The organism is Mucilaginibacter straminoryzae, from assembly GCF_022953055.1.
Taxonomy (GTDB): domain Bacteria; phylum Bacteroidota; class Bacteroidia; order Sphingobacteriales; family Sphingobacteriaceae; genus Mucilaginibacter; species Mucilaginibacter straminoryzae.
Genome location: NZ_JALJEJ010000015.1, coordinates 34,118 through 60,308 on the forward strand (window position 1 = coordinate 34,118; position 26,191 = coordinate 60,308).

Here is a 26,191-nt window from a genome sequence, read left to right on the forward strand (position 1 = left end):
AATGGCACAGCAAGAAGTACAAGAACAAGAAGTGAAAAAGAAACCGAACCGTGTAATACCTATTATATTGGGTGTACTGTTAATCGGCGGTATCATTTTCGGTATCAAAGAATATATATACTACAGCAAACACGTAGATACAGATGATGCGCAGATCGACGGCGATATCAGCCCGGTAGTGGCTCGCGTAGGCGGTTATGTAGACAGCATCATGTTTGAAGATAACCAGCATGTGAATAAAGGGCAGTTGCTGGTTAAAATTGACGACCGCGACTATAAAGTGAAACTGGAACAAGCCTTAGCCGCACAAAAAGGTGCAGGTGCAAGCATCGGCGTAGGCCAGGCGCAGATCTACCAGAACGCAGCTGCTTCTGCCAGCGCAAAAGCACAGGTAACATCTGCCGCAGCCCGCTTAGATAAAACTCAAAAAGATTATCAACGTTATGCCAACCTGGTAAAGGATGGTTCTATCACCCAGCAACAGTTTGACCAGGCACGTGCAGATCTGCAGGTTGCCCAAGCTAATTACCAGGCTGCAAAAGATCAATACAATGCTGCAGTTCAACAAACTGGCGCAGTACGTAACCAGTTAAAGGTAACTACCACCGGTGTAGACCAGCGCCAGGCAGATGTTGATTATGCTAAACTGCAACTATCTTACACTCATATCTATGCACCATCAAGCGGTGTTACTTCTAAAAAGAGCGTACAGGTAGGCCAGTTGGTACAGCCAGGCCAGACATTGTTCTCTGTTGTGAACGATAACAGCTTATATATCACTGCGAACTTTAAAGAAACCCAGTTAGAGGATATCCGCAATGGCCAGAAAGTAGACGTGGAAGTAGACGCTTACCCCGATCTGAAAATAGAGGGTACCGTTTACAACTTCTCGCCTGCTACCGGTGCTAAATTCTCTTTGCTGCCACCGGACAACGCTACCGGTAACTTTGTGAAAGTGGTACAACGTGTACCTGTAAAGATTAAAATTAACGCTAACAAAGATGTGATGGACAAATTGCGTCCGGGTATGAGCGTTAACGTTTCTGTAATTACTAAAGAATAATTATTATGGCTGAAACCGGCTTTAAAAAGTGGATCATCACCATTACGGTGATCACGGCTTCGCTTCTGGAGCTGATTGATACCACTATCGTAAACGTAGCGTTGCCCCACATACAGGGTAACCTTGGCGCCACCCTCGAGGATGTGGCCTGGGTGGTAACCGGTTATGCCGTGGCTAACGTGATCGTACTGCCCATGTCGGGCTGGCTGGGGAGTCGTTTCGGAAGGAAGCAATACTTCATGGCATCTATCATCGTGTTTACGGTGGTGTCGTTCCTGTGCGGTAACGCACATACCATGAACGAACTGGTGCTGTTCAGGGTACTGCAAGGCTTTGCCGGTGGGGGCTTAATCTCAACCGCCCAGGCTATCCTGCTGGAAACCTGGCCACGTGAACAAATTGGTACCGCCACCGCCTTATTTGGTTTAGGAGCGGTAGTTGGTCCAACCGTAGGCCCTACTATTGGTGGCTGGATTGTAGAAACCTACTCCTGGCCATGGATATTCTATGTAAATATCCCGGTGGGTGCGCTTGCGGCCTTCTTCACCTACACGTTTGTGCGGGAAACGCCCAAAGACAGTAGCCGACCAGTTGATTGGTGGGGAATTATCCTCTTAGCCATCGCTGTAGGTAGCTTACAAACCGTATTGGAAAAAGGTGAAAGCGAAGACTGGTTTGCAAAAACCTATATTTTAGTGCTGACCATTACTGCCGTGCTTGGATTTTTACTGTTTATTTGGCGGGAAACAAGTACCAACCACCCGATTGTAAACTTCAGTATTATGCGGCACCGGAGTTTCTCCGTCGGTATGTTTACCTCATTCGTGCTCGGGTTTGGTTTGTATGGCTCGGTATTCGTATTCCCGGTATTTTGCCAGAACCTGCTGGGTTTTAATGCGCAGCAAACGGGCGAGCTGTTGTTCCCCGGTGGTTTATGTACTATTGTAATGATGCCATTTATTGGTAAAATGCTTAACAAAGGTATTCCTGCACAGTTTATGGCTACCGCGGGTATGTTCCTGTTCTTTGTGTTTACCAACATGCTGAGCCACTCCACACTGGCGACAGGCGAGAAAGATGTGCTGATCCCCTTGCTAATCCGTGGTGTGGGTATGGCCTTACTGTTCGTTCCGCTGACCACACTGGCCATGGCCGACCTTAAAGGTCCGGAAATTGGCCAGGGTTCTGGTTTAAATAACATGATGCGCCAGTTAGGCGGATCTTTCGGTATCGCCGTATTAACTACCGTTATACATACCCGGCAGGGCCTGCACCGCAGCAACCTGCTGGTAAATATTAACCAGTATAACCCTGCTTTTGTAGAACGTTTTAATGGTTATGTACACGCCTTTGTGGCCAAAGGACAATCTATGGTAGATGCAACTACCATGGCTTACCGTGCTATGGAAGGTGTAATTGTTCGTCAGTCCCTGCTTCTTACCTATGATGACGCTTACTGGCTATCGGGCATGGTGATGTTATTCTCCATCCCGCTGTTGTACCTGCAGCCGTTTAAGAAATTAAAAGCGGCAACAGATGCACACTAAGTTGTAAAAAAGACGAAGCCGTTCAGGTCGCATCTGAACGGCTCGCCAAAAAAATACAATTAAAATAGTCGCCCCCCGAAAACACACTGACTAAGTATATTGAAACCGAAGGTTGCTTAATCTTAATTCTAAAATTAACGAATTTTATTGGAAATAACCAAAATGTTTTCCACAATTAATTAAAAGCTAAAAAGGCCCGAATTGATGAAATTCGGGCCTTTTAGTTTAAAAAAATGTGCTTGTTAATAAACTACCTTGCCGGTAGCGGTTACTAATGAAGCAATCCTAACAGCATCAAAGATGCGTTCTTCGGTAGTTCCCAGCTTAATTAACGAATCTTCGTGAGCATTTACACACATCTCGCAACCATTAACTGCTGATACGGCAAGGCTCATCAATTCAAAAAATTCTTTCCCGGTAACCGGTTTCATCATTAGCTGCATACGGATACGCGCCGGGATTTGGGTGTATTTTTCCTTTTGCGTAAAGTGCCTGAAACGGTAGAACACATTGTTTGAAGCCAGCAAAGAAGCACATCCCACCGCTTCTGCAATTTCTGCCGCAGTAGCGCCCTGCTGCTCGCTGTATTGGGTATAATATGCAGTAAGCGGGCCGTTGTTGTTATTAACTGCGATGGACAACCCGATCAACCCGCACTCCTTAGTGCTCAGGTGCTCTGAGGTAAGTGTGCTGATGAAGTTCAGTTTCAGATCGCGTACATAGCGCGACTCGCCTTTCTCCAATAATTCTAAAGCAGCATTACGATAAGTTTTATCTAACGATACCGCTTCTAATATTTCATTTATAACGTCTGTAGTTTCGCTCATGGTCTCTTATAAATCCTCTCAGATATTGAGGAATCCATTATTTTAATTGTTAAACAAAAAACCCTCTCTGTTTAGGGAGAGGGCTTCTTTCGAAATAAATTATTATGCAGTTAAAGTTTCCTGGCCTTTTTCCCAGTTACAAGGGCAAAGCTCGTCGGTTTGTAAACCGTCCAGTACACGCAATACTTCTTTAACGTTACGGCCTACGTTCAGGTCGTTAACACATACCCAACGTACAACGCCGGTAGGGTCGATAATGAAAGTAGCACGGTAAGCAATTTTCTCAGTAGGCTCCAGGATACCTAATTCTTCAGCTAAAGATTTTGAAGTATCAGCTAACATCGGGAATTTCAAATCGCGCAGATCATCGTGGTTGTTTCTCCAGGCCAGGTGAACAAATTCAGAGTCCGTAGAAGCACCGATCAAACGGGTATCGCGGTCGCGGAATTCACCGTAGCTTTTGTTAAACTCTGCAATTTCTGTAGGGCATACAAAAGTAAAGTCTTTTGGCCACCAGAAAATAACGGTCCAAACGTTATCGTCATTTACCAGGTAGTCTGAAGTGATGTCTTCAAACTCTTTACCTTTTTCTATACTTACTACAGCTTTTTTATTAAAAGCAGGAAATTTTTCACCAACTGTTATCATTATTTGTTTTTCTTTAAAGTTTTCACAAAGATAACCAAATAAGAAGCGGCATGAAATTGAATAAATTGATAAGGGTATAGGTAAAATCTATAATGATACCAGACAGCTATCAGTCAGAGCTAATAACCGCTTTAGTTACTATCTATTTTCTGTTTAGCATGGTAGTATTTACGCATGAATTGCGACATTTTAAGGCAAGGGGTATCCAGTTTGGCATCCATCTTCATCACCCAGTTATAAAGTGTATCGGGATAATTTAAACGGCGGTTCAACTCCGTGATATTTTTGTTGTATAGTTCATCTACCAGGTTCTTTCTATCCCCACCCAACTCTTTTGAAGAATCTGTTAATGGAAATTTCTTCTCAGCAAATTTTGTTGCCCTGTAATATTCTGCTAAATAATTCACCTTAATATCGCAAAAGTCACAGTGATATTTTGCCTGAGTTATTTTATCGAGGCTATCACGAATTTTTGATTTTACTTCTTGAGGCGACTTTGTTTCAGAAGGTGAAAAACAACTGGTCACCATTAGACAAATCAGGAGGATTAGAGGTTTTTTCATTGTTAAAGCATTTAGGTTAAGAAATTAATTTTTTTCCTGTGACGATGCCGCCCTTTCTACCGCGCTATCTGCAATACTTACAATTTTGCGTGCTTTACAATCAAATTTTCCCTCAAAGTGATTACTTAGGAGGGGTAGCACCGTAGCGTTAAATATACCAGCAGCGCCAAGGATAAGGCATTTGATATCTAAGTTACGTTATTATTTTGATTTGATCAATAGAGGGAATCTCCTTAAAAAGGCAACAATATTTGCCTGTCTATCAACTGAGTATCACCCGGCGAATATGAATTCTATTCTGGCTTTAATTAATACTCTAGGAGCTACTGTCCAAGGTGAATTCTGCTAAGAGATTAATCAATACTTTTCGTGGAAGATCTGTAGTGCCCCAACTCATCGTCGCACGATTCGTATATAGATATATCAGGTTTAGCTGATTCAGCCTATCGTCTTTGATCGCTTTGATCTGGATTTGACGATTGTAATCGGAGTACCTGAATTTTATTTTAGTTCTATCCATACAGGCGCATGGTCACTGGTTTTTTCCCAACCGCGTACGTGCTTATCCACACCTGCTTTTTGTAATTTCTCTTTCAGTTGCGGGCTAAGTAAAAAGTGGTCTATCCGTAGCCCGGCGTTACGGCCATAGGCGTTACGGAAATAATCCCAAAAGGTATAGATCACCTCATTGGGATAAAGCGTACGGACGGCATCCGTCCAACCCTGGCCAAGCAGTTTATGAAAAGCGGCACGGGTTTCCGGGCGGAAAAGTGCGTCATCAACCCAACGCTCTGGTTTGTACACATCTATTTCTGTCGGCATTACGTTATAGTCACCCGTGATAATTACAGGCTTATCGCTTTTAACCAGCCCATCTGCATATGTGATCAGCCTGTCGAACCATTGTAGCTTATAATCGAACTTTGGCCCGGGCGCAGGGTTACCATTTGGCAGGTAAAGGCAACCAATGGTGATACCTTTTACTTCCGCCTCAATGTAACGGCTTTGCTCATCCGTCGGGTCTCCCGGCAGTCCCCTGCCAGTCTCTACAATATCATGCTTACTTAGAATCGCTACACCGTTCCAGCTTTTTTGCCCGTGCCACACGGCGTTATAGCCTGCTTCGGCTATTGCCTCACGCGGAAAGTTTTCTTGCGGGGCTTTTAGCTCCTGTAGGCAGGCCACATCTGGCTGGGTTTCATTAAGCCATCGCAGCAGAACGGGTAACCTGCCATTTACACCATTTACGTTATAAGTAGCTATTCTCATGATTTTCTCCGGGTAAGCGCTAAAGATATAAAACACCCGGATAGCGAAGAAGTTCTATTGAACTACAGGCAGGGTAAAGGTAAATTTGCTGCCTTCGCCCGGCTTACTTTCTACCTTGATCGTGCCGCTTTGGGCTTCGATAAAATCTTTTGAAATGGCGAGCCCTAAACCTGTCCCCGCTTTATTCTGTCCGTCTTGTGGCACCTGGAAATACCTGTCGAACAAATGTTGCTGGTATTGCTCTTCTATTCCTTTACCAAAATCCTGAACAGAAAAAACAACGTTATTAGCCTGGTGGATCACCGTTACTTTAATTACCGAATCTTCCGGGCTGTATCTTAACGCGTTCGAAAGCAGGTTAACCATCACCCAGGCTGTTTTCTCTACATCTGCCCATACCATGGGCAAGTTGCTTGCTGCGTCAAGTTCCAGCCGCACGCCCTTTTGCTCTGCCGCAAACCTGACCAGGTTGAACGCGTAATCCACAATTTTAGCTGGCGTTTCGCGGGCAAAGTTTAACTGCAGCTTACCGGTTTCGGCCTGGGCCATATTCAACAACTCACCGGTAAGCTTTAGCAGTCGGTCGTTATCGGCATGGATCTGCTGCAGCAGCTCTTCCTGCTCCTGGTTCCACGTGCCGATGCGCTTGTCCTGCAACAGACTCAAGCTCATTTTTATGGATGAAATAGGGGTCTTCAACTCGTGCGAAACCGTTGCAATAAAATTGGTTTTGGCATCGTCGCGCTCTACAAACTCGGTAACGTTTTTAAAGACAATCACCCTGCCTGCGGTCAAAGTTGCTTTATGCAATTCACCTTCCTGAATAGCTTTGTAGTTGGGAACGGCTATTTCGCGGGTTTCAATTTTATAATACTTCTTCTTTCCGCCTGCGGCTACTTCAACAGGCCCGGCCGGGATACGGTTTCCTGTAATAAAGCCGAACATCTCATGCCTTTGCTCCAGCCCGGTAATGGGTATACCGGTAACCGCCTGCTTATGGATCCCCAGCAGTTGCTCTGCGGCTTTGTTGATAAACAATATCTTCCCCGCCTCATCCAGACCGATAATGGCATCCTGCATCTGCTCAATAATGGTTTCGATGCGCAACTTTTCAGACTTTAACTGGGCGGTATTACTCCCCTCCCACTCGCTTAGCTGTAGCGCCATGCGGTTAAAAGCTTTAGCTACTTGCCCAAATTCATCGTCACGTTCAAAATCTAACCGCTGGCTGTAATTCTTCTCTGTTATTTCGCGGATACCCGTTAGCAAACTCTGCAACGGCTGATCAATAAAATCTGGAAAGTTAACGCTGAAGCTGAGCAGGATTAAAAAAACGAATCCACCAATGAAACCTAAAGCCGTTAGCGCCTGGCTGGCCGAAGCCCGGGCTGCCTGGTTTTTTTTAAGGATAGCTGCGAGGTTTATCTCCTCTATTTTCTGCAGATCGACACGCATCAGCCGGGCGACCTGCTGCAAGCTATCCTGTTGTTGATTACTGGCTATTTGTTCAAACCTATGCCGTAAATCAGCAGTGGCTATCCGCTCGCCGGGCTCCGTTACGTTATGCTCCTGCCGGGTAAGCTGGCCGTTAAAAGCGGCAAAGCTTTGCGAATTTAGCGGTAACGGCGACTGATCCAGAATGACACGCATACCCCTGGTATAGGTAAGCGTCTCGTAATTATTCTTCAGGATCAGTTTTGAATCTGCCGAGATTCTCTGGATATACCATAAAGCCGTCGCACCAAAAAAGATGAATACGATAAAAAGAAAGGCAAAGCCCGCCCGAAGCCTGGTTTTAATTTTCATATACCTTGTCTTTCTATCGTTATTAATTAAATTTAATATGCTTCTGCATGTAATGGCGAGTTGCTCAGTTCAAGCCGCTTTAACTTAATGTTATTCAGCGGGTTTACTACCATCGGTATTTTCTCTATACGGGTTTCGCTGGTATCTAAACCAAATGCTTTTGCTTCGCCCTGTGCCATTTGTTTAATGGCAAAATAACTATTTAAAATAAATCCTTCGCTAAGGCTGAAGTTATTGTTGTATGACAGGAATTTCTCCATAATCACAAACTGGAAATCTGCCGGCAGATGGAAGCTGCTTAATGATTCGTATTTACTGGTGATATCCAGCTCGCCGCGGCTGATCATATCTTCAACTACCTTCCTGAACAACACATTCACCCTCGGCTGTACCCTGAACCCTAACCTGAATTCTACGCGGATCACTTTATCCTTTTCCAGCTCTTCTACCGTATACTCCATGGTGAAAGGTTCATCCGTCCGTTCGATATGCACAAACCAATAAACGTCTGCACGTTTTGGCTTACGGCTCAGGATAGAATAGATGATCTTTTGCTCTACCTGTTTGCTGTTATTTGCTTTGGTAAGATAAATTAAGTGTGTGGCGAATTTAGAGATCCCCTGGTCGTTACTCATCGCTTTCAACACTGGGATATAATCTTTAAGGTCTACAAAGTTCAGGAAGCGGTTGTTGATCTTCCGCGCCTTGTACCACACGTACATGGTAAAGATCAGGCCGACTTCAAACACCAGGAAGAACAAACGTTTAACAATCTTAACGGCATTGGCCACAAAGAAAGAGAATTCTACCGCCAGGAATACGCACAGGATGATGGTAACCAACCAAACAGGCCAGTGCTTTCTGTAACGCATAAATTTATACATCAGCACGGTGGTCATCAGCATCGCAATAGTGATCGAAAACCCGTAAGCTGCTGTCATGGATTCAGATGTACGGAAGTACAGCGTAACAGCCATACAGCCAAAGCATAGTAACCAGTTGATGCTGGGGATATAGATCTGCCCGCGGATGTTTGAAGGATATTTAATGGTGATACGCGGCCAGAAGTTCATACTCACCGCTTCGCTGATGAGCGTAAAAGAACCGCTGATGAGCGCCTGGCTGGCAATAATGGTAGCCAGCGTAGCAATTAAAATTGAAGGGATCAGGAATTGGTGGGGCACAATTTCAAAGAAAGGGTTCACCCCTTCAAAACTATGATATTTACTTTGAGTAAGCACCCAAGCACCCTGCCCCAGGTAGTTCAGCATCAGCGAGGTTTTTACAAATATCCAGCTTACCTGGATGTTCCTTCGGCCGCAATGCCCCAGGTCTGAATACAAAGCCTCGGCACCGGTAGTACACAAAAACACAGCACCTAACAGCCAAAAGCCTTTTGGATGGTGTGCCAGCAAATCCCACGCATAAACCGGGTTCAGTGCTTTAACAATCTGCGGATAATGGGCCACCTGTACACCACCAAGGAATGCCAGCATCAGGAACCAAACCAGCATGATCGGCCCGAAGGCCGAACCCACCACTTTGGTGCCGAATTGCTGAAAGGTGAACAGCAACAGCAAAATACCCATAATGATCCCGATAATGAGCGGACTACCGGGTACAAATTCTTTGCTTAATGAGGGTACCAGCCCCAAACCTTCTATAGCAGAGGCCACTGAAATTGGCGGGGTGATAATACCATCGGCCAGAAGTGTACCAGCACCGATAATTGCAGGTATAGCCAGGGCCTTACCGTACCTGCGTACCAGGGCATATAAAGAGAAAATACCGCCCTCGCCTTTGTTATCGGCTTGAAGGGTAATTACGATATACTTAAAAGTGGTTTGCAGGGTGAGGGTCCAGAACACGCAGGAGATAGCGCCCAGTACCAGGAACTCATTGGATTGGCCACCCTCTTTTAACAGGGTTTGAAAAACATAAAGCGGCGAAGTACCGATATCGCCGAAAATAATACCTAATGTAATTAGCAGGCCGGCTGCGGAAAGCTTTTTAAAGTGCGAATTGTTCATTTTGATACAGCATAACACCCTACCAGGGGTGACGATGCTGCCATAATCAACACGTATACCAATTTATAAAAACTTAGTTTACAGCTTATAAACGCACTTTTTACCGATTTGCGACTCCAACGAACCCTACCAAAATGAAAAGGTGTTTTTCATTTTGAAAATCACACCACCCCAATTTGGTATTCGTCTATCTTGCGATAAAGGGTGGTCAGGCCGATGTTGAGCAGTCTTGCCGCCTCTGTTTTATTGCCTTTGGTATAGGCCATTACATATCGGATATGGCGCTTTTCAATTTCTGACAGATCAAAAACGCCTGAAGGCGAAGGTTCACCTGCCATAAAATCAAAAGGAAGCAGATCTACCGATAATGTATCTCCCGGCGCCAGGATCACCGCGCGTTCTATCACGTTTCTTAATTCGCGGATGTTACCCTTCCACTGGTGCTTTTGCAGCGCGGTTATAAAAGCCGGGTCGATATGCTTAACAGCGGGGTTGGTTTTTACTGCAAACTCTTTAAGGTAATGCGTAGCCAGCGGACCAATATCTTCCGCGCGGTTATTTAACGACGGTAAGTTGATGACAAAGGTTGACAGGCGATAATACAAATCACGGCGGAAAGTGCCCTTTTCTGCTTCCTGCTCCAGGCTGCGGTTAGTCGCCGCCACAATGCGGATGTCGGCTTTCTGTGTTTTAGTTTGCCCCAATTTGATAAACTCGCCGCTTTCCAGCACGCGCAACAGCTTTGCCTGCAGGTCGATGCTCATTTCGCCGATTTCATCCAAAAACAACGTGCCGCCGTCTGCTTCTTCAATCAAACCTTTCTTATCTTTCGCAGCACCGGTAAAAGCGCCTGCCTTGTAACCAAATAATTCGCTCTCCAACAATTCAGTGCTGAACGCGCTGCAATTAATCGCTACAAAGCTTTTATCCTTCCGGTTGCTGTTGTAATGGATGGCCTGCGCAAATACCTCTTTACCTGTACCTGTTTCGCCCAGAAGCAAAACGGTGGTATTGGTTACAGAAACCCGCTTTGCCAGGTCGATCGCTTGCTTTATCGCATTGGAATTGCCGATGATGGTATCAAAGCTGTAACGCTTCAGCAGTTTATTCTCGAGCTGAAACAAGCGGTATTGTACCTGGGCTTTCTCAAAAGCTTTGCTTAACAAAGGCAGTATACGGTCATTATCATCCCCTTTGGTAATGTAGTCAAAAGCGCCGTTTTTTATTGCCGCTACCCCGTCAGGGATATTCCCGTAAGCCGTAAGGCAAATTACCTCGGCGTAATTTTTCCTGGCTTTGATCTCTTTCACCAGCTCCACGCCGTTAGCATCCGGAAGTTTCACATCGCTCAGTACTACCAGCACATCCTGCTGCTCCAGCACCTTCAGGCCCTGGACGGCGGTAGGCGCTTGCAGTACTTCGTACCCTTCCAGCCCGATAATCCGGGCCATCAGTGCCGATAATTTTTCTTCGTCATCAATAATCAGGATGCTTTGCGGCATAGCTATTTTCTTTTTACCCGAAATAAAGGTATAAAAAAAGGGGAACGTTCTTTCCGGACATTCCCCTTTGTAAAAGTTTAAACCTGGTTATCAAACCATTACGCGCTCAGCTTCTGCCGTGTTCTTTAACAGAATTCTTTCGTCTATCAGATCAAATATCTCTGAATCGATGTTATCATCGAACTTACGCGCAAAAAAATCGTCTGATGCCATAATCGCATCAATATCTTCTGCTCTGAGGAATTTAGGGTGGGCATCGCGCTCGTCATGCCAGATGGTGAACCGCCTTTCGCTGTTTTCAATGCTGTTCAACAAGCGTTGGTCTTTACTGTTCCCGACGATCATCTGCACATACAGTTCGTCTGCAACAAAGGTATGCCGGTGGAACCTGAAATATTCGGGGTGCTGATCGTGGTAATCCAAAATGTAGTTCATAGCGTAATCATCCAGCGTCCACCAGGTTTGGCCGGTATAGGGTTTCATACCATTTGGCATCTTTCTTCTAAGAAATGGCAGATACGTAGCTAAAAAATTCAATGCTCGTGAACGGAACAGTTCGCCCTTCTTAGAACCAAAATAATATTTATCTACCCGGTACAAACCACCGCGATCGCGACCGGGCCATTTTTGATGATTTGGAATGGGGAAGTAATTCAGAAAAACGCTATGCGGCGAACTGCGGAAAAATTCGTCCATTTCTTCGTTACTCTTGATCGGATAATCCTGCCCGCTGATCAGCATAATCCGCTCATAGCCCACAGCGGATTTGCGCACTTCGCGCAGCCCTTCTATAAAAGGCTCGATGGTGCCGTAACTACCCCACTTAGAATCAAACCTTTTGATAAAACAAATGGCGTTACCAAACTCCTTCAAAGCCTCTTTAAATGGAGCTATATCTACCTTAATATCTATGTGAATGAAAAATCCTGAATGTCCGTCGTTCAGCCTCGCTACAAGACGTTGCAACTGGCGCGGGTTCTTATGCGCCATGATCAGGTATGCTTTTTTCATAGTAATGAATGATTTAAACCAACACTGTGTTTCCTGTTAAGAAAATACGCTCTTTATTATAAAAGTATCACCTATTATACCTGCTTATTATGAAAGTGTTTTAAAAAAATTTCTTTTGATAAAATTAAATTAATCGAAACAAGACAAAGCATCTCAGGTTATTTCTTCAATTAAATATATATTTTCTTTAAAGTTAACAATAAAGTACCTGATAAACCATTACGATCCGATACCTGCCACTGGGTTAATCAGGCTTTACCACAAAAAAAATCATGAAAATTATTGCTGTCATTGTCACTTACAACCGTCTGGAACTGTTAAAAAAATCGGTCAAGGCGGTAAGCGCACAAACACACCAGCCCGATGAGATCATTGTGATCAATAACGGATCAACGGATGGTACAGAAGCCTGGCTGAAAACAAAACCCGTAACCTTAGTTACTACAACCAACGAAGGCGGCGCAGGTGGTTTCGCTTTCGGTATAGAAGTGGCTTATACTAATGGCGCAGACTGGATCTGGCTAATGGATGACGACACCATCCCCCAAAAAGACGCTCTCGAACATTTAGTAGACGCCCTGGAAAACCTGAAACCAGACCATGACCATATCGGCTTCCTGGCAGGGTCTGTCGTGTGGACAGACGGCAGCGAACATGAAATGAACCGCACCTACACGCTTAACGACAAAAAGAAATTAGAAAAACTTACCCTGGAGCCCCGGGATAAATACCGGTTTGTACAGTTTGGCACGTTTGTATCTATGCTGTTATCAGCAAAGGCGGTGGAGAAGGTTGGCCTGCCTATTAAAGAGTATTTTATCTGGAACGATGACGTGGAATACTCTAAACGCATTATTAAACATGGAATGGCCGGACTGGCGGTTGAAGACAGCGTGGTTTTACACGAAACGCCCATCAATCACATCAGTAACGTATTCCGGGATACGGAAAAAAATCTGTGGAAATACAGATATGGTCTACGGAACGAACTCTTTACCAAGCGTTCGCACCAGGGCGAGCTGCAATTCTGGATCACCTGGATACACCGGATGTTAATTATGCCCTTCCGGATTGTGCTTGGTCGTAAAACCCATCATTGGCCGTTTATTAAAACTGTTTGGAATACCAGCCTGCGGGCGGTCATGTTCAGGCCAGGCATCAGGCATGTAAAGGCTAGAACATCCAAAACATTCCAGGCAGCGCGTGTAGCGGAACGTGCCACTGCTTAGTCAACTTTATCATTACATACGTTTGAAACCTCCCGCAAAAAATCACGGGAGGTTTTTTTGTGCAACAATCATTTAAAACGCCCTTGTGAACAGAGCGTATCACGAAATTTTTTTTTAATTTTTTGTCAACGTTTGCGCTATCGGCAAACGTAAAAAACCCGCTTGTGAACAAAGCGTATCATGCTGTTTATCAGCTTTTTTTTGCTGATTTTTTATCTTAAGATTTGCACTTACGGTGTTTAATAAACTTGCTTTAAAGCCGTAAGACCGTTTGCCAGATACCCGGAAAAATTAGCCAATAATTAAACAAACGGCCGCTTTAACGTCAGCTTTAATTAAGCCCGGTTTAACCAATTAAACCAGTTTTATGAAAACCCAAACTTTAAAACTATGGCTCTGCGCGTTAGTTTGCGTAGCCCTTGTAACCGTATTTGTAAGATGTACTAAAAAAACCGTTTCCCCGGTAGTAGATCAGCCCGTTGAAAGCGCCGCCGGTAACAAAAAAACCAACGCGGTAACCTTTGTCCACCCCGGTATTTTAAACACCCAGGCCAGCCTGGACTACATTGCAAACCAGGCGAACAATAATGATGCAGACCGGCTGGCAGCTTATCAAAAGGTGCTTGATTACTGCAACACCCATTCGCCCAGTAATGGTTATAAAGCAACAATACAGGTGGCTTCCAGTGCGGGCACGCAGGACGAGACCAACTTTAAAGGCGATGCACTGCTTTCTTATGCTTTAGCCCTGCGCTGGGCAAAAACAGGTAATGCAGCTTATGCTACTACCGTTAAACAGATCTTGGACGGCTGGGCCAATGCTTTCCAAAGCATTACCGTGGTTGGTACCAATCCCAATCCCAACCAAGGCTCCCTGGAAGCAGCCTGGGCAGCGCCGACATTTGCAGCAGCAGCAGAGATTATCAAATACTACCAGACTGCCGGTGGGCAAACCGGTGGATGGACTGCTGCTGAAGACAGCCAATTCAAAAGCTTCCTGAACAAGTTGAAAGATAATTACATCAACAATACCCCTAATTATCATAACAACTGGGTGGTATCTCAGGGATATGCGAAAATGGCAATCGGCATTTTCCTGGATAGCCAGGCCGTTTACGACAGCGGTGTTACCCTGGTTAAAACCGTTATCCCAGAAATCATCGCTACAGATGGCTCTATGAACGGCGAAATTTGCGGCCATAACGATTACACCCACTTCCAGTACTCGCTAACTGGTATCACTTATGCGGCTAACCTGGCTGCTATCCAGTTTGCAGATTATTCTATCTATACCGCCAGCAGCAGCCGTTTACTTACCGGCTACCAGTACCAGTACAAGCTGATCAAGGGTACCGTATCGCCGAGTTGTTCAGTTTCCGGTTCGCCATCTAACCCCATCTGGCCTGGGATAGAAATAGCAGACCGCCGTTTCCACACCACTGAAACCAGCTATATCCGCAATCTGCAGGCGCCCTACGGCTTACCCGGCAATGATGTTGGTTTCCTGGGCTGGACATCCTATACCCATCATAACGTACCTTAATTATTCATTTAGATTACTCTAAGCCGGGTAGCGTTGCCCGGCTTTGTGCCTACCTTAATTTCATTAATTCGTTACAGAACTTCTTTGTGGTGATGCTTTATTTTCCATTAACTTAGGCTGTTTCATTTACCACCAATTAATCGATATGAAGTTTCCACGGGCTACCCGCAGCGGTTATAGCATTGCTGCCGCTATCATTTGTTTTGTACTGCTTTCGGCCATGACGAACATTCGCCGCCATGCAGCCCCCAAGCCCAAACCTGTGATCATAGGCTATGTTGGCGGTTTCAGGGGATTGATTGATACCAACCTGGTAGATGCCCGCAAACTGACGCATATCAACTATGCCTTTGTAGACATTAAAAACAACCGTGCTTTCTTACACTACGAACGTACCGACACGGCAAATTTCAGCATGCTGCGGAAGCTTAAAAAGGTTAACCCTGATCTGAAGATCCTGATCTCTATCGGCGGGTGGGCCTGGAGCGGCCGCTTCTCTGACGCAATGCTCAGTGATACCGCCCGTACAGCTTTTGCAGCCAGCGCAGTGGATATCATCAGAAAATATCAACTGGATGGCGTAGATATCGACTGGGAATACCCGAATGACATCGGCGCTGGGAACGTTTTCCGTCCGGAAGATAAACACACCTATACACTGATGTTCCATGACCTTCGTAAAGAGCTTGACCAGTTGGAGCACGAAACGGGGAAAAAGTTGTTACTTACCGCAGCAGTTGGCGGTTTTAAACGATTTCTGCAAAATACAGAGATGGGGCAGGTACAACGCTACCTGAACTATGTGAACCTGATGACCTATGATTATTTTCAGGATAGTTTAAAAATAGCTGTTCACCACACCAACTTGTACGCCTCGCGCAAATACCAGACCCGCGACGATGCAGACAAAGCCGTGAATGATTTTATGGAAGCCGGTGTTCCTGTCGAAAAACTGGTAATGGGGCTGGCTTTCTACGGCCGGTCTGCCAAGGTGCGCGACGCAATAAATTACGGGCTTGGCGATACAACAGCCGGCAGAATGCCAGGCAGAGGTTTTACTTTTATTAAAGACAGCCTGTTAACGAATAAAGACTTCAAATACTACCGCGACCAGGACGCTAAAGCGCCTTACTTGTTTAATGCCGCAACCAAACAATTTATTTCTTATGACGATGAATGGTCTGTAAAGGCAAAATGCAACTATGTACTTAAAAAGCACATGGCAGGGGTAATGTTTTGGGAATACGCTGACGATAAAAAGACTTATTTACTGAACGAGGTGAACCGCGATTTAAAGTAAGCTGATACGTTTTCCCATTAGGAAATAAAAGAGCGAAGTAGCAGCAATATTTCTATCTTTATTTAACCTGAAGAAAAACACCCTTGCCATATATCCGCCTGCTCTTCTGCTGCCTGATCTTCTGGGGTTTCTCCGGCTCACAGGCTACTGCGCGGGTTCTGCCTTCGGTATTTATCTTCATTACCAATTACCCGGTATGTCCGGGTGAACCGATTATTATCAAGGCAACGCCCTCTGATCTGGGCACGAATTTAACTTACCAATGGCGGATAAACGGCGTGGCAAAAGGCACAAACAGTGATACCTTTACGATTGATGCCACTATGATTAACATTACGCCGGATGATATCATCGATTGTGTGGTAACAGATAATGTAACGGGGCAACAGGCTACCTCTAATAAACTGACTAAAGTAGAGCGGCTGGTATATTCTGCGCCGTATGCAGAAATCTTTTTTGCAGGAGTGGGCAACACCGGGCTGGCCTGTAAAAACTCGTTGTTATTTGTCGGTTCGTATATCCATTTTAATTATAATTATTCAATTGCCGACATCAATTTAAATGTGAAATACACCCTTGAATGGATGGTTAACGGGGTAGTGGTACAACAGCCTGTTGCAGGCTACTTTGATGGCAATACGTTAAAAAACGGCGATCAGATTACTTTGCGGGTTACAATAAGCGGCAAATGCAAACCATTTGAGCAAGTCACCTCAAATGCACTGACGATAACGGCGGTACCTTCGCCAACGGTAGCTATCAGTTCAGACGGCAGTGCCTGCGTTGGCTTAGTAGCACAATATAAGGCCACCGTTACCGATGCCGTTTCGCCAACCTATCAATGGTTGGTTAACGGTAATAAAGCGGGCACCAACTCGCCGAATTTTTCCAGTTCCACCCTTGCATTAAATGATGTAGTCAGCTGTAAAGTAACCAGCAATTCGCAATGCGGGCCATTAGAAGCAACTTCTAACCAGATCACGGTAAGCGGTGCTCAGTCATATGTCAATTCAGTAAGCATCTCTTCCTCTGCGGTCAACAACTTTATTACCGAGGGGCAAACCGTAACTTTCACGGCGAATAATTCCTATAAGGGGAACGTCAATTTTCAATGGTATGTGAATAATCTGCCCGTTGGCAACAATAGCCCGATATTTACCTCATCAAACCTTACCCTTGGCGATAAGGTGAGCTGTACGGTAACCACCACGGATAATTGCGTGGTGCCGCAGACGGTCACCTCTAACCGAATCACCATTCTGATGATCAAGCCCATCGTTATTCCCAACGCGTTTACACCTAACGGCGATGGCATTAACGATAAATGGACTATACTACCTTTATTGGCTTATCCGCAAAGCCTTACACAGGTGTTTAACCGGTACGGCGCTGTAGTTTATCAGTCGGTGGGCTATACCGATGGCTGGGACGGTACCTTTAACGGGAAGCCTTTACCCGTTGGCGTTTACTATTACATTATCCGGGTTGACGATAAAACGCCGCCCTTCAGGGGCAGCCTGAGTTTGTTACGATAGTCCTAAAAAGGGTCTTTTATTTATTTTATACACCGCGCCACTTTATTACCTTTATAAACCACACTATTACACCTGCTTGTATTGTAAACGCTTTATACCGGCTTTCATCTTTCTGCTGATGACGTTGACGTTTATCGGCAGGGCAGATGGTGCTGCAAGGTTGCCCGGATCCGCCGACAGTTATGTGATCATCTCCCAGAGAGATTACCCTACTTGCGAGGGTAATCCGATCATTATCGACGCAGCAGCTTTTTATATGGGACCTCATTTAAGTTATGTATGGCGTGTAAATGGCCTGATTCAACCTAATCAGAACAGTAGCAGCCTGGTTATTGACAACGTGAATGTTAAGGTTGCGCTAACAGACATTGTAGATTGCGTGGTTACTGATAACGATTCTGGTCAGGCGATAACTTCGAACCAGTTAACAAACGTAGTAACAGCCAAATACTATAAGCCCAGTGCGCAAATTTATTTCATGGACACTTTCAGCGGTGGCGAAAGAACCATTTGCCCGGATGTTGCTGTTGCAATTGGTACTTCTACCTCATTTAATTACAATTTAGTGCCTGTAAGCCTTCAGTACCAGTGGCTGATCAATGGCCAACCTATCGATAATAAGAAGTCCTTTTTAGAAAATTACCCCTATAAAGACGGCGATAAGGTAGTTTGCAATGTAATCATGATCAGCAAATGCCTTGCACGGGATTCTGCCATTTCCAACGAAATTACGATACACCTTAATCCTACCCCTGCCATAACCATCAGTTCAGCCGATGGTGGCTGCGCTGGCACCACGCAGGTTTATAAAGCTACTGTCACCAACCCAGGTACTGCACCCGCTTACGAGTGGATGATCAACGGCGGAAAGGCTGGCACTAATTCAGCCACCTTTACCAGCAGCACATTAAAAACCAATGATGTGATTACCTGTAAATTCACTACCAAAAACTTTTGCGGCAATGCAGAAGCATTATCTAACCCGGTAGTGGTTGCCGATATTACGGCTGTAAAAAGTAATACCGTAAGCATCAGTTCATCCGCGCCTGGTAATTTTATCACCGAGGGGCAAACCGTTTATTTCACTGCGAACCCAACCTACCAGGGCAACCTTAGTTACCAATGGTTTGTGAACGGCAAAGCCTCTGGTTATGACGGGCCAACTTTTTTATCATCTACGTTAACCATTGGCGACAAGGTTTATTGCGTAGCTACCGCGACAGAAAATTGCGTTGTGCCGCGGTCGGCCACCTCAAATGTGATCACCATTCTGATGCACAAACCCATTATTGTGCCCAATGCGTTTACCCCCAACGGCGATGGCATTAACGATACGTGGGATTTACTGCCACTGCTGGCCTACCCGGATTGCAACATCCGGGTGTTTAACCGATATGGCGCCCTGGTTTACCAATCAATTGGTTATACCCAGGGATGGGACGGCACCCTTAACGGCAAACCCTTACCGGTAGGTGTTTATTATTACATCATCAAACCCGGTGGTCAGACGCCCCCGTTCTCGGGCAGCGTAAGCATTATCCGTTAAAGCAGATTACCCGGAAGTTCATTGAACCCTTTTCATATCAGGGTGCATGGAAATATAAGCAGCCGTACTATCGCCCTTGGTATGGATCAATACACCGGTACATTTACCGCTGTTATTCATTTCAAAGCCTATTCCCTTGCTACGGTCGTCATAAATACGCAGCGTATCTTTCCCGTTAGCATAAACAATCGCCTGTTTGGTTTTGAAATGATCTTCTACCTGTGGCAATGTGCTGCCTACGCCTAAACGTTCCTCTGTTTTAAACCATGGCGAAGTAACACGGATGATTTTTACCCTTGCGATGTTTTCATCTGCGGCCCCCATATTACGGTGCGAATAGATATCGGTCTGGTACGGGCTGTTGGGTTCTTTAGACAACCACGTAGCCATAGCTGAACCCATTGCTGCGTCGCTTTTATCAGGCTTACCCAGGCGAAGGATAACAGAATCTACATTTTCGTTCAAATGCGTCCCGCCGATGCGCTCCCCTGGAACAATCAGTTTATCGGCAGTAACAGGGTTTTCTTTGGCGGCGGATACGTTGGGGCTATCGGCCGAAGCAGAATCTGCGAGGAGATATGTTTTCTTGGCGTGGCCGCAAGCAGCAAGAAACAGCGCGGCTAATACGGTGATATTTCTGATTTGCATATCACAAAACTATCAATTGTTGTGCCGCAGAATTAATTTCATTTCCTCAAAATCGAGGATTGCTTCGTCTCCCAATAGTGATCGGAATCCTCGCAAAGACGTTAGCCGTACTGTCGTCATTGCGATCCGCCGGTTGGCGGAGAAGCAATCACTAACTACCCAAGTTTAAAAACAACACCCGGATCCTACTACTTGTCGTTAAGGGCTTTGATTGTAAACTATTTAAATTTTGCTTCTTCCGTATTACGCTCTGTTTTTAATATAATTTAAGTAAGACGTCAATTGAGCAAACTTGCACGCGATAGCTTAAAATAAATATAGGAAAACACTACCCCGCCAAGAACTGCTCCTGACAGGTAGATCGGCAGCATGCTTAAATCGAAACGGGCACCGGTTAGCCTGATGCCGTAGCCTCTTGAAAGATCTGCCGGTAATAGGGCAAGCACCAGCAAAACGGCGATAACGGCAATGATGATACTGCCTGTATAAAACGACAAACGGCTTTTTTTGATAATGCTTCTACTAAGGATATATAACACGGCAAAAACGGCTATGATAGAGAGTTTTACCACGGGGCCCATATCGTCTGCAATTTCCCAGATGTTTCTTAAACCGTTGATTACCGGGTTTTGATGAAAACTTCTATGCGGGATTGGTGAAAAGAAATAAACTAAGGTGCTGGTACCGAAAACCAGGGCCACCCAGCCGCCTAATAAAGATTTTAGAGTTATTGAAAGAGTGCTTTCGGATTTAGTCATTTCAGTAAAAGGCTTACGTAAGTAATTTATCTACTGATTGGATAACTTCTAAATGCTGTTGTTACAGCAAGCCTTAAACCTTGCAATAAAATATAACTATTATAGCATATAGAATTTGGTTTTGCAAGTGATGAGATTGACGAATGGAAATTATTGCGCCATTACTATCCCGACCTTTTTCAATGCCCGGCATGCGTTGCAATGCCCACTATCAAACCGATTACAAGCGAGAGCAGCGAAGGTGATGCTGCTGCCATTACAGCTCTGAACAGTAAGCTCTTTTTAGTGTAATCAGATTTTGAAAAGAACTGGTAATAAAACCATATACTGTAAACAAATGTAAAACCACCTACCGCGATGTAATAGATAAATATCAGTCCACTAATGTTGGTATAGAAGATGGTAATGATGGTAAACAGCAAGGCCACGGTCAGCTCTGCAGAGGCTTTGTAGGAATTCAAAACCAGGTGCTCGGCATAATTAAACTTCCCTTTTTTAAACCATAAAAGACTGAAAACAGAAGTGATGGGGATGGTGATCAGCAATACCAGTTTGGGATATTTCATCGAAAATTCCTCGAGCGCACTTACCGCGTTCCTCCCGGATTCTGGGACCAGATCCGTCAATTTGATGTGCGAATAATGGCTCACCAGGCTCGACATCGCTAAAATCAGCAGCAAGAGCGTGATAAAGTTAAAATAGTTGGCCCGTTTTCCTAAAATGTACGCCCGTACGCTATGCCCTGGGTTTGTAAATAATTCTTTAAGGGTATATAATACGCCTTTGTCCACATGCCATACCCCATGAACAAAATCATGGGTGACTACGTGTTTCAGCGAGTAGCGGTGCGTGCTGGAAACTTGTCCGCAGTTTCCGCAATATTTTTCTGCCACCAGGTTGCCGCAGTTCAGACAGTGTGATGCTGTATTCTCCATAATCATCGTTAAGCCCGCCTTTTTAATTCCTCATCCATTTCCTTGATATTACTTAGTCCGGGTATTAAAAGCACGGCGCCGCTAAAACCGATGGCGATAAAAGCGTAATTTTTAGTCCGCAGCACTGCGTAAATTTGTATCATAAAAGCAATAGCGATAATTACCACCAGTGTTACCTGTGCAGCCTTCGCTTTTTTCCTTTTCGTCAGTAACTCTTCGGTAGATAAACTCTTTAGCAGATCTGTATTTTTCATGTGTTTAGTTGTAAGGTTTAATAAAAAGTGTGGTTATCGCTTAACCAACGGCTACTTCAAAATTCAGCATTAGATCATTTTTGACCACTACACCCGGGTGTAGTTTTGTAAATTGCGCATGAGGAATGCTTTATGAGCAATAAAGACTTTACAAGCCTGCTAACGAAGAACCGCATTAAGCCTACTACCGGCGATGAACGGCCGCAGCAGCAACATTATCTCCCCATCATTAATGCTTTTTCGCGGCTGACATACGAAAGCATCTATATTATTAATTATGAAACCATGGGGTTCGAGTATGTGTCGGAGAATCCTTTATTCTTATGCGGCTACACGCCGGACGAAGTGCTGGCGATGGGATACGATTTCTACTTTAAAAATGTACCGGAAAGCGATCTGGAACTGCTGACCATCATCAATAACGCAGGGTTTGATTTTTACGACAAATTACCCGCCGAAGAGCGGATGCGATATACCATTACTTATGATTTTCATTTGAACAGCAAGGAAGGAGATCAACTGCTGATCAATCATAAACTAACGCCGCTGTTTCTAAACGCAGATAATAAAATCCAGCTGGCGATGTGCGTGGTATCGCTTTCGCATCAGAAAAATGCGGGCAATATTTATATCCATAAGCAGGGCACTACCGACAAATGGGAATTGGATACGGTGCAGGCCATCTGGAGAAAAACGGTAAAGCCAAAACTGAACAAGCGGGAGCTGGAAATACTACATCTCCACGCCCGCGGGTTTTCTATTACTGAAATTGCCGAAAAGCTGTTTGTGGTTGCCGATACCATTAAATATTACCGGCGGCGCATATTTGATAAGTTACAGGTAAGCAACATGTCAGAAGCGCTTCAGCAGGCAATTGACAGTAAAATAGTTTGAAAAAACATCGTCCGAACAAATAAAACGAGCTACTAAGAAGCAAGCAGCAAATCCATTTTAGCGGCCAATATTTCAAAGTCCTGCGGTTTTATAAATAGTGCATCACACTTAAATACATCCCTGGATATTTTACGGGTTTTGTACGTAGTGATCACAATAACAGGGATGTTTTTTAACAGATGATCTGCTTTAAAATCCTCACAGATTATCGCGCACTCATAGCCAAGTAAAGTATAATCAAGGATAATTAAGTCGGGGCGAAATTTTGTGGCAATATCAAATACTGCATTGGGGTCGAAGGTTATTGATATATCCCAATTACCCGTAAATAGCAGTTCATCAACGATGTTTATCAGCCCGTTATCCTTATCGAGCAGTAAAACTCTCTTTTTTGTCTTAAGCAGTTCCATACGTTACTATTATGACCTAAAATTCAGGGCAATCAGGAATAATAAAACCCAATGTCCCGACGAGTCCGCGAATTGTGTCGACCAGTGAATTTGCAAGTAACTATCTGATAATTAACACTTTTTAACAGTTAAAAAACTTATCGGCACATATCCCCAGTTTGTCGACACATTCGCTTTTTCAGTTCTGTAACCAACCTATTTTCGATCAACAATTTTATTACAAACCCTAAAATGAATTGAAGATGGAACGGAAAAATTTTTTAAAAAGCCTGATGATCGGCGCTGTCACTTCATCGGTACTGATAGACGCATGTAGCAAAGACAGTGATGTATCCCCTACAGACAGCAGCAGTTCATCATCCGGCACCACAAGCTCATCCGGCAGTTCTGGCACCAGCAGTTGCAGTGTTGTACCTACAGAAACAGAAGGTCCTTTCCCTACACACACACCGGCATCATACGTACGCAGCGATATTACGGATGGCCGCACCGGCTACAAGCTTACCATTAAAATCACCATTAATAACAGCAACAACAGTTGCAATGCCTTAGCTAACGCGTTGGTAGATATATGGCATTGCGATTCTGAAGGCAATTACTCTGAATATGGCGGTACCGCTATGCAAAGCACCAATTACACTTCAGTACACTTTCTACGTGGCCGGCAAACAACAGATAGCAGCGGACTGGTAACATTTACGTCTATTTTCCCGGGCTGGTACTCAGGCAGGGCCACGCATATCCATGTGCATGTCTATAATTCGTCGGGCACGTCATTAAAAGTTACTCAAATTGCCTTTCCGGAAGGCTCGGGTTCTGCAGTAACTGCTGTAAACGGCTACCAAAAAGGACTTACAGGTTATACCTATAACGCACAGGACAACGTATTTAGCGATGGATACAGTTTAGAACTGGCTACCGTAACCGGTAATACCACAGACGGTTTTAATCTATCCATCAGCTTGTCTGTACCTGCGTAAAACAAAAGTATGGAAGGCATTATTGAGCTCCATTACCGCAAGGTAATTACCATCAACACTTCCGGCGCGTGGGAGAAACTGGTTTTCGAAGACTCGTTTACCGAGTTTAAACTACAGGCACAAAACTTTACCGTCGGTACGGCATATACCTCATACGCGCAGTTGCAAAGGCATGTTCCGCAGGCGGCACAACTTTCGGCAAGGGTAACGCCCGCCGTTAATGGCTATGTTAAACAGCTTGATGGCCTGATCCCAGATGTGCTAAATAACATCGGCAAACGTTTTCTTCGTTTCGACCAGTACCAGTTTGAATTAATTAATTCTGACATTACAGACAAGGCAAAACACCAGGTTGCCGTTAACTTTTACTCGCGCCGTCTGCGCTGGTACAAAACCATAGCCAACCTTTTGCTGGTTTCAGAAATGGATGAAGATGCCGGGGCTAAACAAACAAACCTGTTCGCCTTACCGCTATACGTAAACATTAAATCATTTCAACCTTTTGAAGCATGAAACTGACCATACCGGGCAAGTACTACACCGCAGATCAGCGGGGATTGTTACAAAGCAATGTGTTGCAACAGCATTGCGTATTTAATTATGGAAATTACTACCACGAGGAACGCGAAGCGCGAGGCCTGTTAACCGCTTTTAACGACTGTACCCTCGCTGCCGGAAAAAAAGCAATGATCGGTGGTAACAAAGCCTCGCGGATCATACTTATCCCGGTTACCGGAAGCCTGATGTTCCAAAACGGTGGCCAGGGTACCGTAATGGTAGAAGTAGGACAAATATTGATTGATGACTTAACTGAAGGGGGCTATTTTGAGCTTTCTAATCCTTATGCCGATCATTGGATCAACTTTTTTCAAATCGAAATTGATCGTTCAGGCAACTCAATCGGTCCCGCTGTTCTGGCGTTTGATCTTGATCGACAACCCGGCTCGCTGATCCATGTTACGGACGAACACCCGGATACCCCGGAAATTTTCATTGGTCGCTTTAATGGTCGCCAGGAGGCCATACATTACATGAAGGGTAAAAACAACTCTTTTGCCTGCGTGGTGTCCGGTGCGTTTGAGCTTCAAGGCAGATTGCTACACCAGCGGGACTGCCTTGCCTTATGGGACGAGCAGGAAATAGAAATGGAAGCGCTGAGCAATAATGCGGTGATACTGTTTTTAACCTTTTAGTTTGCCCTTTAAATGGTCGCGAAGGTTATCGATGTAAGTATCGCTTATGGGTAACTCTATCGTATTGAGCTGTACCCGCCTGTTTTGCACAGACCGGATCTTGTTAATGTTAATTACATAGCTGCGATGTATCCGTTTAAAAACATCCTGCGGTAGTTTTTCCAACGCCTTTTTTAACGGCATCAGCGTAATCACAGGCTTTGGCTGCCCTACGTGTATCTTAACGTAATCTTCCATACTCTCGATATACTCTATCTCTGGTATGTTAATCTTTACAATTTTATACTCAGAATAAACGTACAGGCTTTCGTTCTGCAATTTATCCTTAGTGCTTAGTTTATACTGATAATGATCTATTGCCTTCTCCACACCTTTGGTAAAGCGTTTCATATCTATAGGCTTTAACAAATAGTCTAACGCTTCCTGTTCGAACCCTTCGAAAGCAAACTTTTTGTAAGCCGTAGTAAAAATAACCATAGGTTTGGTATCCAGTGCTTTCACCAGTTCTATACCGCTGATGTCCGGCATGTTGATATCTATAAAAAGCAGATCAATCTTGTTATTCCGCAGGAACTCCGCACCTGCTATGGCATCTTCAAAAGTTTGTACCAACTGTAATTCGGCGAACTGACTGATATAGCCGCTCAGTAACTGCAAAGCCAGCGGCTCATCGTCTATCGCAACGCATTTAATTTTCATA

At 44.7% G+C, this 26,191-nt stretch carries 25 protein-coding genes; 11 read left to right on the forward strand and 14 right to left on the reverse strand.

The features are described 5' to 3' along the window. Position 1 precedes the first annotated feature (1 nt). Positions 2-1,063 (forward strand): HlyD family secretion protein, encoded by a 1,062-nt coding sequence (locus MUY27_RS19790; RefSeq protein ID WP_245133085.1) that lies wholly within the window; start codon positions 2-4, stop codon positions 1,061-1,063. A 5-nt stretch (positions 1,064-1,068) separates the two neighbouring features. After that, the gene (locus MUY27_RS19795; RefSeq protein ID WP_245133087.1) at positions 1,069-2,610 is read left to right on the forward strand and encodes a DHA2 family efflux MFS transporter permease subunit; all 1,542 of its coding nucleotides are present in this window, start codon (positions 1,069-1,071) and stop codon (positions 2,608-2,610) included. 242 nt (positions 2,611-2,852) lie between these two features. Here the strand turns inward: MUY27_RS19795 and MUY27_RS19800 are convergent, their stop codons facing one another. The 8 genes from MUY27_RS19800 to MUY27_RS19835 all read right to left on the reverse strand — a co-directional run bounded on the left by MUY27_RS19800 (position 2,853) and on the right by MUY27_RS19835 (position 12,266). Continuing rightward, positions 2,853-3,437, reverse strand: a complete 585-nt coding sequence (locus MUY27_RS19800) for a carboxymuconolactone decarboxylase family protein (protein WP_245133090.1) — start codon at positions 3,435-3,437, stop codon at positions 2,853-2,855. A gap of 102 nt (positions 3,438-3,539) precedes the next feature. After that, positions 3,540-4,085, reverse strand: a complete 546-nt coding sequence (locus MUY27_RS19805) for a peroxiredoxin (protein ID WP_245133092.1) — start codon at positions 4,083-4,085, stop codon at positions 3,540-3,542. A 131-nt stretch (positions 4,086-4,216) separates the two neighbouring features. Then, positions 4,217-4,492 carry a hypothetical protein gene (locus tag MUY27_RS19810; protein ID WP_245133094.1) on the reverse strand — a complete coding sequence of 92 codons (276 nt, stop codon included), beginning with the start codon at positions 4,490-4,492 and terminating at the stop codon, positions 4,217-4,219. Between the two features lie 657 nt (positions 4,493-5,149). Beyond that, the gene (gene xth, locus MUY27_RS19815; RefSeq protein WP_245133096.1) at positions 5,150-5,917 is read right to left on the reverse strand and encodes an exodeoxyribonuclease III; all 768 of its coding nucleotides are present in this window, start codon (positions 5,915-5,917) and stop codon (positions 5,150-5,152) included. 54 nt (positions 5,918-5,971) lie between these two features. Further along, a complete protein-coding gene (locus MUY27_RS19820; RefSeq protein ID WP_245133099.1) occupies positions 5,972-7,723 on the reverse strand; it encodes a HAMP domain-containing sensor histidine kinase in 1,752 nt (583 codons plus the stop codon). Positions 7,724-7,755: 32 nt separating this feature from the next. Beyond that, on the reverse strand, positions 7,756-9,753 hold the full coding sequence (locus tag MUY27_RS19825; RefSeq protein WP_245133100.1) for a KUP/HAK/KT family potassium transporter: 1,998 nt from the start codon (positions 9,751-9,753) through the stop codon (positions 7,756-7,758). A gap of 161 nt (positions 9,754-9,914) precedes the next feature. Next, positions 9,915-11,255 (reverse strand): sigma-54-dependent transcriptional regulator, encoded by a 1,341-nt coding sequence (locus tag MUY27_RS19830; RefSeq protein ID WP_245133102.1) that lies wholly within the window; start codon positions 11,253-11,255, stop codon positions 9,915-9,917. Positions 11,256-11,345: 90 nt separating this feature from the next. Then, entirely contained in the window at positions 11,346-12,266 is a 921-nt protein-coding gene (locus MUY27_RS19835; RefSeq protein WP_245133105.1) for a beta-1,6-N-acetylglucosaminyltransferase, read from the reverse strand. Between the two features lie 272 nt (positions 12,267-12,538). Here MUY27_RS19835 and MUY27_RS19840 point away from each other — a divergent pair, with 272 nt between their 5' ends. The 5 genes from MUY27_RS19840 to MUY27_RS19860 all read left to right on the forward strand — a co-directional run bounded on the left by MUY27_RS19840 (position 12,539) and on the right by MUY27_RS19860 (position 19,419). Further along, positions 12,539-13,495: a glycosyltransferase family 2 protein gene (locus tag MUY27_RS19840; RefSeq protein WP_245133107.1), complete on the forward strand. Its 957-nt coding sequence runs from the start codon at positions 12,539-12,541 to the stop codon at positions 13,493-13,495. A gap of 367 nt (positions 13,496-13,862) precedes the next feature. Further along, on the forward strand, positions 13,863-15,038 hold the full coding sequence (locus MUY27_RS19845) for an alginate lyase family protein (RefSeq protein ID WP_245133109.1): 1,176 nt from the start codon (positions 13,863-13,865) through the stop codon (positions 15,036-15,038). A 145-nt stretch (positions 15,039-15,183) separates the two neighbouring features. Further along, positions 15,184-16,338 carry a glycoside hydrolase family 18 protein gene (locus MUY27_RS19850; RefSeq protein WP_245133111.1) on the forward strand — a complete coding sequence of 385 codons (1,155 nt, stop codon included), beginning with the start codon at positions 15,184-15,186 and terminating at the stop codon, positions 16,336-16,338. 83 nt (positions 16,339-16,421) lie between these two features. After that, a complete protein-coding gene (locus tag MUY27_RS19855; RefSeq protein WP_245133113.1) occupies positions 16,422-17,873 on the forward strand; it encodes a T9SS type B sorting domain-containing protein in 1,452 nt (483 codons plus the stop codon). 118 nt (positions 17,874-17,991) lie between these two features. Next, entirely contained in the window at positions 17,992-19,419 is a 1,428-nt protein-coding gene (locus MUY27_RS19860) for a T9SS type B sorting domain-containing protein (RefSeq protein ID WP_245133115.1), read from the forward strand. Between the two features lie 18 nt (positions 19,420-19,437). Here the strand turns inward: MUY27_RS19860 and MUY27_RS19865 are convergent, their stop codons facing one another. The 4 genes from MUY27_RS19865 to MUY27_RS19880 form a co-directional block, all read right to left on the reverse strand. Next, positions 19,438-20,067 carry a hypothetical protein gene (locus MUY27_RS19865; RefSeq protein ID WP_245133117.1) on the reverse strand — a complete coding sequence of 210 codons (630 nt, stop codon included), beginning with the start codon at positions 20,065-20,067 and terminating at the stop codon, positions 19,438-19,440. Between the two features lie 278 nt (positions 20,068-20,345). After that, positions 20,346-20,825, reverse strand: coding sequence for a hypothetical protein (locus tag MUY27_RS19870; protein ID WP_245133118.1), 480 nt, complete (start codon positions 20,823-20,825; stop codon positions 20,346-20,348). 179 nt (positions 20,826-21,004) lie between these two features. Beyond that, entirely contained in the window at positions 21,005-21,760 is a 756-nt protein-coding gene (locus MUY27_RS19875) for a DUF3667 domain-containing protein (RefSeq protein WP_245133120.1), read from the reverse strand. Positions 21,761-21,768: 8 nt separating this feature from the next. Then, positions 21,769-22,014 carry a hypothetical protein gene (locus MUY27_RS19880; RefSeq protein ID WP_245133123.1) on the reverse strand — a complete coding sequence of 82 codons (246 nt, stop codon included), beginning with the start codon at positions 22,012-22,014 and terminating at the stop codon, positions 21,769-21,771. Between the two features lie 132 nt (positions 22,015-22,146). Here MUY27_RS19880 and MUY27_RS19885 point away from each other — a divergent pair, with 132 nt between their 5' ends. Next, complete coding sequence (locus MUY27_RS19885) at positions 22,147-22,908, forward strand: response regulator transcription factor (protein WP_245133125.1); 762 nt, start codon at positions 22,147-22,149, stop codon at positions 22,906-22,908. Between the two features lie 32 nt (positions 22,909-22,940). Here MUY27_RS19885 and MUY27_RS19890 read toward each other — a convergent pair whose 3' ends face one another. Beyond that, entirely contained in the window at positions 22,941-23,318 is a 378-nt protein-coding gene (locus tag MUY27_RS19890; RefSeq protein ID WP_245133126.1) for a PleD family two-component system response regulator, read from the reverse strand. A 242-nt stretch (positions 23,319-23,560) separates the two neighbouring features. Here MUY27_RS19890 and MUY27_RS19895 point away from each other — a divergent pair, with 242 nt between their 5' ends. From MUY27_RS19895 to MUY27_RS19905, 3 genes are read left to right on the forward strand one after another with little or no spacing between them, the layout of a single operon-like run. Next, entirely contained in the window at positions 23,561-24,298 is a 738-nt protein-coding gene (locus MUY27_RS19895; protein WP_245133128.1) for a dioxygenase family protein, read from the forward strand. Positions 24,299-24,307: 9 nt separating this feature from the next. Beyond that, positions 24,308-24,811, forward strand: coding sequence for a hypothetical protein (locus MUY27_RS19900; protein WP_245133130.1), 504 nt, complete (start codon positions 24,308-24,310; stop codon positions 24,809-24,811). Beyond that, the gene (locus MUY27_RS19905) at positions 24,808-25,491 is read left to right on the forward strand and encodes a pirin family protein (protein ID WP_245133132.1); all 684 of its coding nucleotides are present in this window, start codon (positions 24,808-24,810) and stop codon (positions 25,489-25,491) included. Before MUY27_RS19900 ends, MUY27_RS19905 begins: the two co-directional genes overlap by 4 nt. Here the strand turns inward: MUY27_RS19905 and MUY27_RS19910 are convergent. Continuing rightward, positions 25,480-26,190 (reverse strand): LytR/AlgR family response regulator transcription factor, encoded by a 711-nt coding sequence (locus MUY27_RS19910; protein WP_245133134.1) that lies wholly within the window; start codon positions 26,188-26,190, stop codon positions 25,480-25,482. The two genes, MUY27_RS19905 and MUY27_RS19910, sit on opposite strands and share 12 nt — an antisense overlap. Between the last annotated feature and the right edge of the window lies 1 nt (position 26,191).